This is a genomic window from Pseudomonas sp. R62 (assembly GCF_000257605.1).
In the GTDB taxonomy this organism is placed as follows: domain Bacteria; phylum Pseudomonadota; class Gammaproteobacteria; order Pseudomonadales; family Pseudomonadaceae; genus Aquipseudomonas; species Aquipseudomonas atacamensis.
Window position 1 is genome coordinate 1,348,710 of record NZ_JH635998.1, and the last position, 7,363, is coordinate 1,356,072.

Annotated in this window: 6 protein-coding genes and 1 pseudogene; 6 read left to right on the forward strand and 1 reads right to left on the reverse strand. The window is 60.5% G+C overall.

Going from position 1 to position 7,363, the window contains the following annotated elements; all coding sequences use genetic code 11:
- From OQK_RS07405 to OQK_RS07415, 3 genes and pseudogenes are all read left to right on the forward strand, one after another.
- A pseudogene (locus OQK_RS07405) lies at nucleotides 1-308 on the forward strand (ABC transporter permease); the annotation flags it as partial.
- Between the two features lie 276 nt (nucleotides 309-584).
- Nucleotides 585-1,271 carry an SDR family oxidoreductase gene (locus tag OQK_RS07410; protein WP_016771812.1) on the forward strand — a complete coding sequence of 229 codons (687 nt, stop codon included), beginning with the start codon at nucleotides 585-587 and terminating at the stop codon, nucleotides 1,269-1,271.
- Between the two features lie 256 nt (nucleotides 1,272-1,527).
- Complete coding sequence (locus OQK_RS07415) at nucleotides 1,528-2,886, forward strand: 8-oxoguanine deaminase (RefSeq protein ID WP_016771813.1); 1,359 nt, start codon at nucleotides 1,528-1,530, stop codon at nucleotides 2,884-2,886.
- 124 nt (nucleotides 2,887-3,010) lie between these two features.
- Here OQK_RS07415 and OQK_RS07420 read toward each other — a convergent pair whose 3' ends face one another.
- Nucleotides 3,011-4,102 (reverse strand): calcium:proton antiporter, encoded by a 1,092-nt coding sequence (locus OQK_RS07420; RefSeq protein WP_016771814.1) that lies wholly within the window; start codon nucleotides 4,100-4,102, stop codon nucleotides 3,011-3,013.
- A 273-nt stretch (nucleotides 4,103-4,375) separates the two neighbouring features.
- On the opposite strand from OQK_RS07420, the gene OQK_RS07425 reads away from it, so the two are divergent.
- The 3 genes from OQK_RS07425 to OQK_RS07435 form a co-directional block, all read left to right on the forward strand.
- Nucleotides 4,376-5,449 (forward strand): BMP family ABC transporter substrate-binding protein, encoded by a 1,074-nt coding sequence (locus OQK_RS07425; RefSeq protein WP_016771815.1) that lies wholly within the window; start codon nucleotides 4,376-4,378, stop codon nucleotides 5,447-5,449.
- A 144-nt stretch (nucleotides 5,450-5,593) separates the two neighbouring features.
- Nucleotides 5,594-6,559, forward strand: coding sequence for a 2-oxoglutarate and iron-dependent oxygenase domain-containing protein (locus tag OQK_RS07430; protein ID WP_016771816.1), 966 nt, complete (start codon nucleotides 5,594-5,596; stop codon nucleotides 6,557-6,559).
- A gap of 80 nt (nucleotides 6,560-6,639) precedes the next feature.
- A partial coding sequence (locus tag OQK_RS07435; RefSeq protein WP_016771817.1) for an adenosine deaminase occupies nucleotides 6,640-7,363 on the forward strand: 724 nt, incomplete at its 3' end.

Consider the following 7,363-nt stretch of genomic DNA (forward strand, 5'->3'; position numbering starts at 1 on the left):
TGTCGCTGGCGTACACACCGATGTGGGCAGAGAACATGACCGCAGGGCGCGGCTGGATCGCTCTGGCACTGGTGGTGTTTGCCAGTTGGCGGGTGTGGCGCTTGCTGCTAGGGGCGTATCTGTTCGGCCTCGCCAGCATTCTGCACTTGGTGGCACAGGGATTGGGACTGGCGATACCTTCGAGCCTGCTGGCGATGCTGCCGTATGTGGCGACGATTCTGGTGCTGGTGTTGCTGTCCCGCGATGCCGTGCGCACTCGGTTGTATGCGCCGGTTTCGTTGGGGCAGCCGTGGCAATCGGGACATTAGTTGATGTCAGAGCGGGCCTCTTCGCGAGCAGGCTCGCTCCCACAAGGGATCTGAGTGAACGCGGGCAAGCGTGGGAGCGAGCCTGCTCGCGAAAGCGTCCGCACAGGCAACACTTGAACCACGCCTCATGATTGTTTCTGATCAAACACCCTCGAGAAACTCAAGAAGCCTGGAGTATGCTCCGGGGTCAAAGCCTGTTTTCGCCAGGCGCTGCAACTGTGGCGCGGTCAGGCGTGTCCATTGAATCCTGAATGCTGACTTTCAAGGAAACCCATCATGTCTCAGGCAAAAAACGCACTGATCATCGGCGCCTCCCGCGGCTTGGGCCTCGGTCTGGTGAAGACCCTGCTGGGCGATGGCTGGCAAGTGACCGCGACGGTGCGCAATCCGCAGAAGGCCGAGGCGCTGCAAGCGCTGGGTGACGTGCGCATCGAGAAGCTCGACATGGACGATCAGCAAGCGGTGATCGCTCTGAGCCAGAAACTCAAGGGCGAAACCTTCGATCTGTTGTTCGTCAACGCCGGGGTCAAAGGCCCGGACGTGCAGACGCCGGGCGGCGCGACACTGGCCGAGGTCGGGCAACTGTTTTTCACCAACGCGGTGGCACCGATCAATCTGGCCCAGCGTTTCGTCGGGCAGATTCGCGACGGCAGCGGCGTGCTGGCGTTCATGAGTTCGGTACTCGGCAGCGTGACCATGCCCGATGCGCCGGAGCTGGCGTTGTACAAGGCGAGCAAAGCGGCGCTGAATTCGATGACCAACAGTTTTGTCACGCAACTGGGTGAACAGAAACTCACCGTACTGTCGTTGCACCCGGGCTGGGTGAAGACCGACATGGGCGGCGAAGGCGCCGATCTCGATGTCGAGACCAGCACCCGCGGGCTGATCGATCAGGTCAATGCATTCACCGGCAAGGGCGGGCATCACTTCGTGAACTACAAGGGCGAAACCATTCCCTGGTAAGCACTGAAAATCCCGATGTGGGAGCGAGCCTGCTCGCGAATACGATCTGTCAGGTAAATCTGTATCGACTGACATGACGCTTTCGCGAGCAGGCTCGCTCCCACAGGGAGTGATGGTGAATGGTCAGGTGGCGCTTGCCCGGCGCGGCGATTTGTTTGAAACTGCGCGCCTCGTCCTTCGCGGCGACCCTGGATCAGCAGACAGGGCAACACTGAGCTGGCAACCCTGAACCCAACTTTCAGAGGAGCCGGCCACAATGCCTGCGACCCGTACCTGGTTAAAAAATCCCCTCGCCATTTTCACCTCCAACGAGCTTGATGCCCGTGGCGGTCTTGTCGTGCAAGACGGTGTCATCGTCGAAGTCCTCGCTGCCGGTCAGCAGCCGTCGGCGCCCTGCAATGAAGTGTTCGATGCCCGCGAGCATGTGATCCTGCCGGGCCTGATCAACACTCACCATCACTTCTATCAAACCCTGACCCGCGCCTGGGCGCCGGTAGTCAATCAGCCGCTGTTCCCGTGGCTGAAAACCCTGTACCCGGTATGGGCGCGGCTGACCCCGGAAAAACTCGCCCTCGCCACCAAAGTGGCGCTGGCCGAATTGCTGCTCTCAGGTTGCACCACCGCTGCCGACCATCACTATCTGTTCCCGGACGGTCTGGAAAACGCCATCGACGTGCAGGTCGAAACGGTGCGTGAACTGGGCATGCGCGCCATGCTCACGCGCGGCTCGATGAGCCTTGGCGAGAAGGACGGCGGTCTGCCTCCACAACAAACGGTGCAGGAAGGCCAGGTGATTCTCGACGACAGCCAGCGGCTGATTCACGAGTACCACGAGCGTGGCGACGGCGCGCAGATCCAGATCGCCCTGGCGCCATGTTCGCCATTTTCGGTCACTCCGGAAATCATGTCGGCCAGTGCTGATCTGGCGAACAAGCTCGATGTGCGTCTGCACACCCACCTCGCTGAAACGCTTGATGAAGAAGACTTCTGCCTGCAACGTTTCGGTCTGCGCACCGTCGATTATCTGGACAGCGTCGGCTGGCTCGGCCCGCGTACCTGGCTGGCCCACGGCATCCATTTCAACCCCGACGAAATCGCCCGCCTCGGCCAGGCCGGTACCGGCATCTGCCACTGCCCAAGCTCGAACATGCGCCTGGCGTCCGGCATCTGCCCGAGCATCGAGCTGACCGACGCCGGCGCGCTCTTCGGTCTTGGCGTCGACGGTTCGGCGTCCAACGATGCCTCGAACATGATCCTCGAAGCGCGTCAGGCGCTGTACATCCAGCGCCTGCGCTACGGCGCTGAAAAGATCACCCCGGAGCGAGTACTTGGCTGGGCGACCAAGGGTTCGGCGAGCCTGCTCGGTCGCAGCGACATCGGCGAAATCGCCGTGGGCAAACAGGCGGATCTGGCGTTGTTCAAGCTCGATGAACTGCGCTTCTCCGGTAGCCATGATCCGATTTCGGCGTTGCTGCTGTGCGGCGCCGATCGGGCGGATCGGGTGATGATTGGCGGCAAGTGGCGTGTGGTTGATGGTCAGGTTGAAGGGCTGGATCTGAAAGGTCTGATCGCCGATCACAGTCAAGCCGCTCGCCAACTGATCGCCGGGACCTGACTCACCGCCGTTCAAAACTGTGGGAGCGAGCCTGCTCGCGAAGAAGGAGTGTCAGACAACATGTTTGTTGGATGACACACCGTTTTCGCGAGCAGGCTCGCTCCCACATGGGTATCTGCCAGCCCTAAAGGCCCAGTAGCGACAGCATGATGAATGTGGCAAACAGCACAAAGTGCGTCATGCCCTCAATGGCGTTGGTCTCGCCGTCATTGAGGTTGATCGCGCTGACGATCAGGGTGATGAAGATCATCACCGTTTGTACCGGGGTCATCGCCATTTGAAACGGCTGGCCGGTGTACAGCGCCATCGCTTCCATCACCGGCACGGTCAGAATCACCGTCGACAGTGACGCGCCCATCGCGATGTTGACCACCGACTGCATGCGATTGGCCAGTGCCGCACGCAGTGCAGTCAGAATCTCCGGCGCGGCGGAAATCGCTGCCACCAGAATCGCCGTGATCACTGGCGGTGCACCCGTGCCTTCCAGGCCCAGATCGAGGGTCTTGGACATCACCTCGGCCAGTGCGCCGATGATCACCACCCCCGACACCAGAATGCCGATCGACAGTGCCAGGCTGACCGGCTTCGGCTCCTGCTCGACCGGCTCCTTCTTGCGACGTTTGTCCGGGTAGCTGTAGCTGAAAAAGTAACTGTGCGGGCCGACCTGCATGCGCAGGAACAGCGCGTAAAGCACCATCATCGCGCCGATGGTGAACGCCGAATAGATCTTCCAGTTGGCCTCGGGAATGAACTCCGGCACCACCATCGACACGCCCATCGCGGTGAGAATCATCACGCTGTAGCTGCGCGCTGAATCGTCGTTGTAGGACTGCTCGCCGTGTTTGATCCCGCCCATCAGTGCGGCGAGGCCGAGGATGCCGTTGATGTCGAGCATCACCGCTGAATAAATCGTGTCGCGCACCAGTGTTGCCGAGGCTTCGTTGCTCATCATGATCGCCAGGATCACCACTTCGACCAGCACCGCCGAGAGCGTGAGGATCATCGTGCCGTAGGGGTCGCCGACCTTCTCCGCGAGCAGTTCGGCGTGATGAGCGACGCGCATCGAAGCGGCGACGATAAAGGCGATCAGCAACAGACCGCCGCCCAGCGCGACGATCTGGCCGTTGTGCAGCAGCCAGTGTTCCAGTGGATAAGCGACGCACGCGGCAAGGACTGCCAGCAGCAGGAAGCTTTCTTGTTTGAGGATCGAGAGCATGACGGGCCTTTTGCCGAAAAGAGCTGATGAAGCTACTGACTGCCGCGCGCCGCTAACGTTTCGTTACATCTTTGCGCACCAACCCATGGCGCGTACACGCTGACTTGCACTGCGTTGGTTCCGACGCTGAAAAGATCGCAGCCTTCGGCAGCTCCTACAGGTCCGCATTCCCATGTAGGAGCCGCCGAAGGCTGCGATCTTTTTGTTTGTTGTCCTTTTGGTCAGCAATTTGCATTGGCCCTGAGCACACACAACAAAATGGAGTTCGGGTTCATGCCAATACGTCCGCTGCACAAACTGCTGTACGCCGCCATCGGTCTGGGAATCAGCCTGAGCGCCAGCGCTGCCGATCCGCTGAAGGTCGGTTTCGTCTACATCGGCCCGATCGGTGACCACGGCTGGACGTATCAGCACGAACAGGGGCGCAAGGCCCTGGCGGAAAAACTCGGCACGCAGATCACCACCAACTACGTGGAAAACGTCGCCGAGGGCGCCGACGCCGAGCGGGTGATCCGCAACATGGCCAAGGACAAATATGACCTGATCTTCACCACGTCTTTCGGCTACATGAACCCGACAGTGAAAGTCGCCAAGCAATTCCCCAAGGTCACTTTCGAACACGCCACCGGTTACAAGCAGGACAAGAACCTCGGCACTTACCTGGCGCGCACTTACGAGGGCCGTTACGTCGGCGGTTTCCTCGCGGCGAAGATGACCAAGACCAAGAAGATCGGCTATGTCGCCTCGTTCCCGATTCCGGAAGTGATCCGCGACATCAACGCCATCCAGCTGGCCCTGAACAAGTACAACCCTGGCACCGAAATCAAAGTGGTGTGGGTCAACTCCTGGTTCGATCCGGGCAAGGAAGCCGACGCCGCCAACGCGCTGATCGATCAGGGCGTCGACGTAGTGTTCCAGCACACCGACAGCCCGGCGCCGATTCAGGCTGCCGAACGGCGCGGCGTGTATGCCGTGGGCTATGCCTCGGACATGGCCCACTTCGGCCCGAAAGCGGTGCTGACCTCGATCGTCAACGACTGGGCGCCACACTACATTCAGGCGACGCAGAGCGTGATCGATCACACCTGGAAATCCCAGGATTACTGGGGCGGGTTGAAGGAAGGCACGGTGGAACTGCCGATCAGCGATCTGGTGCCGGCGCCGGTGAAAGCCGAAGCCGAGCAGTTGATCGCCGACATCAAGAGCGGCGCATTGCAGCCGTTTACCGGGCCGATCAAGGATCAGGCCGGTGTGGAAAAAATCCCCGCGGGCGTGAGCGCGACCAATGCGGAACTGGCTTCGATGAATTATTACGTTGAGGGCATGAAGGCCGAGATGCCGAAGTAGTCCCCCGATTCACCACACAGAACCCTGTGGGAGCGAGCCTGCTCGCGAAAGCGGTGTGTCATTAACAAAAATGTTGTCTGACACTCCCTCTTCGCGAGCAGGCTCGCTCCCACATTGGCAACACAGCGTATTCAAGGATTGTGTATGGATCAGCTTCCGATCATTGATATCAGCCCGCTCTATGGCGACGACAAAAACGCCTGGCCTGCGGTGGCCGAACAAATCGACCAAGCCTGTCGCGAATGGGGCTTTTTCTACATCAAGGGCCATCCGATCTCAGCGCAGCGCATCGACGCCCTGCTCGATCACGCCCAGCGCTTCTTCGCACTGCCAGCCGCAGAAAAACTGAAGATCGACATTACTCAGACCCGCCACCATCGCGGCTACGGCGCGATTGCCACAGAGCAACTGGACCCGGACAAACCCAGCGATCTCAAAGAAACTTTCGACATGGGCCTGCATCTGCCGGACGAACATCCCGAGGTGCTCGCGGAAAAACCTTTGCGCGGCCCCAATCGGCATCCGGCGCAACCCGGCTGGGAAACGCTGATGGAGCAGCATTACCTCGACATGCAGGCGCTGGCGCAAACCCTGTTGCGGGCGATGACCATTGCGCTGGGCATCGAGCGCGACTTCTTCGATTCGCGCTTTGTCGACCCGGTCAGCGTGTTGCGCATGATCCATTATCCGCCGCGTCACACCGCCAGCTCCGCCGAGCAACAAGGTGCCGGCGCCCACACCGATTACGGCTGCATCACCCTGCTCTATCAGGACAGCGCCGGCGGTTTGCAGGTGAAGAACGTCAATGGTGAATGGATCGACGCGCCACCGATTGACGGCACGTTCGTGGTCAACCTCGGCGACATGATGGCGCGCTGGAGCAACGACCGTTATCGCTCGACCCCGCACCGGGTGATCAGCCCGCTGGGCGTGGATCGCTATTCGATGCCGTTCTTCGCCGAACCGCACCCGGACACGCGCATCGAATGCCTGCCCGGTTGCCAGGACGCACAGCATCCGGCGAAATATCCGACCACCACCTGTGCCGAATTCCTGCTGTCGCGCTTCGCCGATACCTACGCCTATCGCCGTGAACAAGAGGCGGTTTGATCGATCACCTGGTCAGGTTTTGCCAATTGTTGCGGCCAGCCTCTGTAGAATGCCGGCATTGCACCTGATGAGAAAAGACTATGTACGACTGGCTCAACGCCTTGCCCAAAGCCGAACTGCACCTGCATCTGGAAGGTTCGCTGGAGCCTGAACTGCTGTTCGCCCTGGCCGAACGCAACAAGATCGCCCTGCCGTGGAGCGACGTCGAAACCCTGCGCAAGGCTTACGCCTTCAACAATCTGCAGGAATTTCTCGACTTGTATTACCAAGGCGCCGATGTGCTGCGCACCTCGCAGGACTTCTACGACCTGACCTGGGCCTACCTGCTGCGCTGCAAAGCACAGAACGTAATCCACACCGAACCGTTCTTCGATCCGCAGACCCACACCGACCGGGGCATCCCGTTCGAAGTGGTGCTCAACGGCATCGCCGCCGCGCTCAAGGATGGCGAGACGCAACTGGGCATCAGCAGCGGTTTGATCCTCAGCTTCCTGCGCCACCTCAGCGAAGACGAAGCGCAGAAAACCCTCGATCAGGCGCTGCCGTTCCGTGATGCGTTTGTCGCGGTCGGGCTCGACAGTTCCGAGATGGGCCACCCGCCGAGCAAATTCAAACGCGTCTTCGATCGCGCCCGCGACGAAGGCTTCCTCACCGTCGCCCACGCTGGTGAAGAAGGCCCGCCGGAGTACATCTGGGAAGCCATCGACCTGCTGAAAATCCAGCGCATCGACCATGGCGTGCGCGCGATCGAAGACGAGCGCCTGATGCAGCGGATCATCGACGAGCAGATCCCGCTGACCGTGT

Excerpts from the sequence above, each read along its gene's own strand:
- OQK_RS07410 (WP_016771812.1), top strand. The coding sequence starts at position 585 with ATGTCTCAGGCAAAAAACGCACTGATCATCGGCGCCTCCCGCGGCTTG.
- OQK_RS07415 (WP_016771813.1), top strand. The coding sequence starts at position 1,528 with ATGCCTGCGACCCGTACCTGGTTAAAAAATCCCCTCGCCATTTTCACC.
- OQK_RS07420 (WP_016771814.1), bottom strand. The coding sequence starts at position 4,102 with ATGCTCTCGATCCTCAAACAAGAAAGCTTCCTGCTGCTGGCAGTCCTT.
- OQK_RS07425 (WP_016771815.1), top strand. The coding sequence starts at position 4,376 with ATGCCAATACGTCCGCTGCACAAACTGCTGTACGCCGCCATCGGTCTG.
- OQK_RS07430 (WP_016771816.1), top strand. The coding sequence starts at position 5,594 with ATGGATCAGCTTCCGATCATTGATATCAGCCCGCTCTATGGCGACGAC.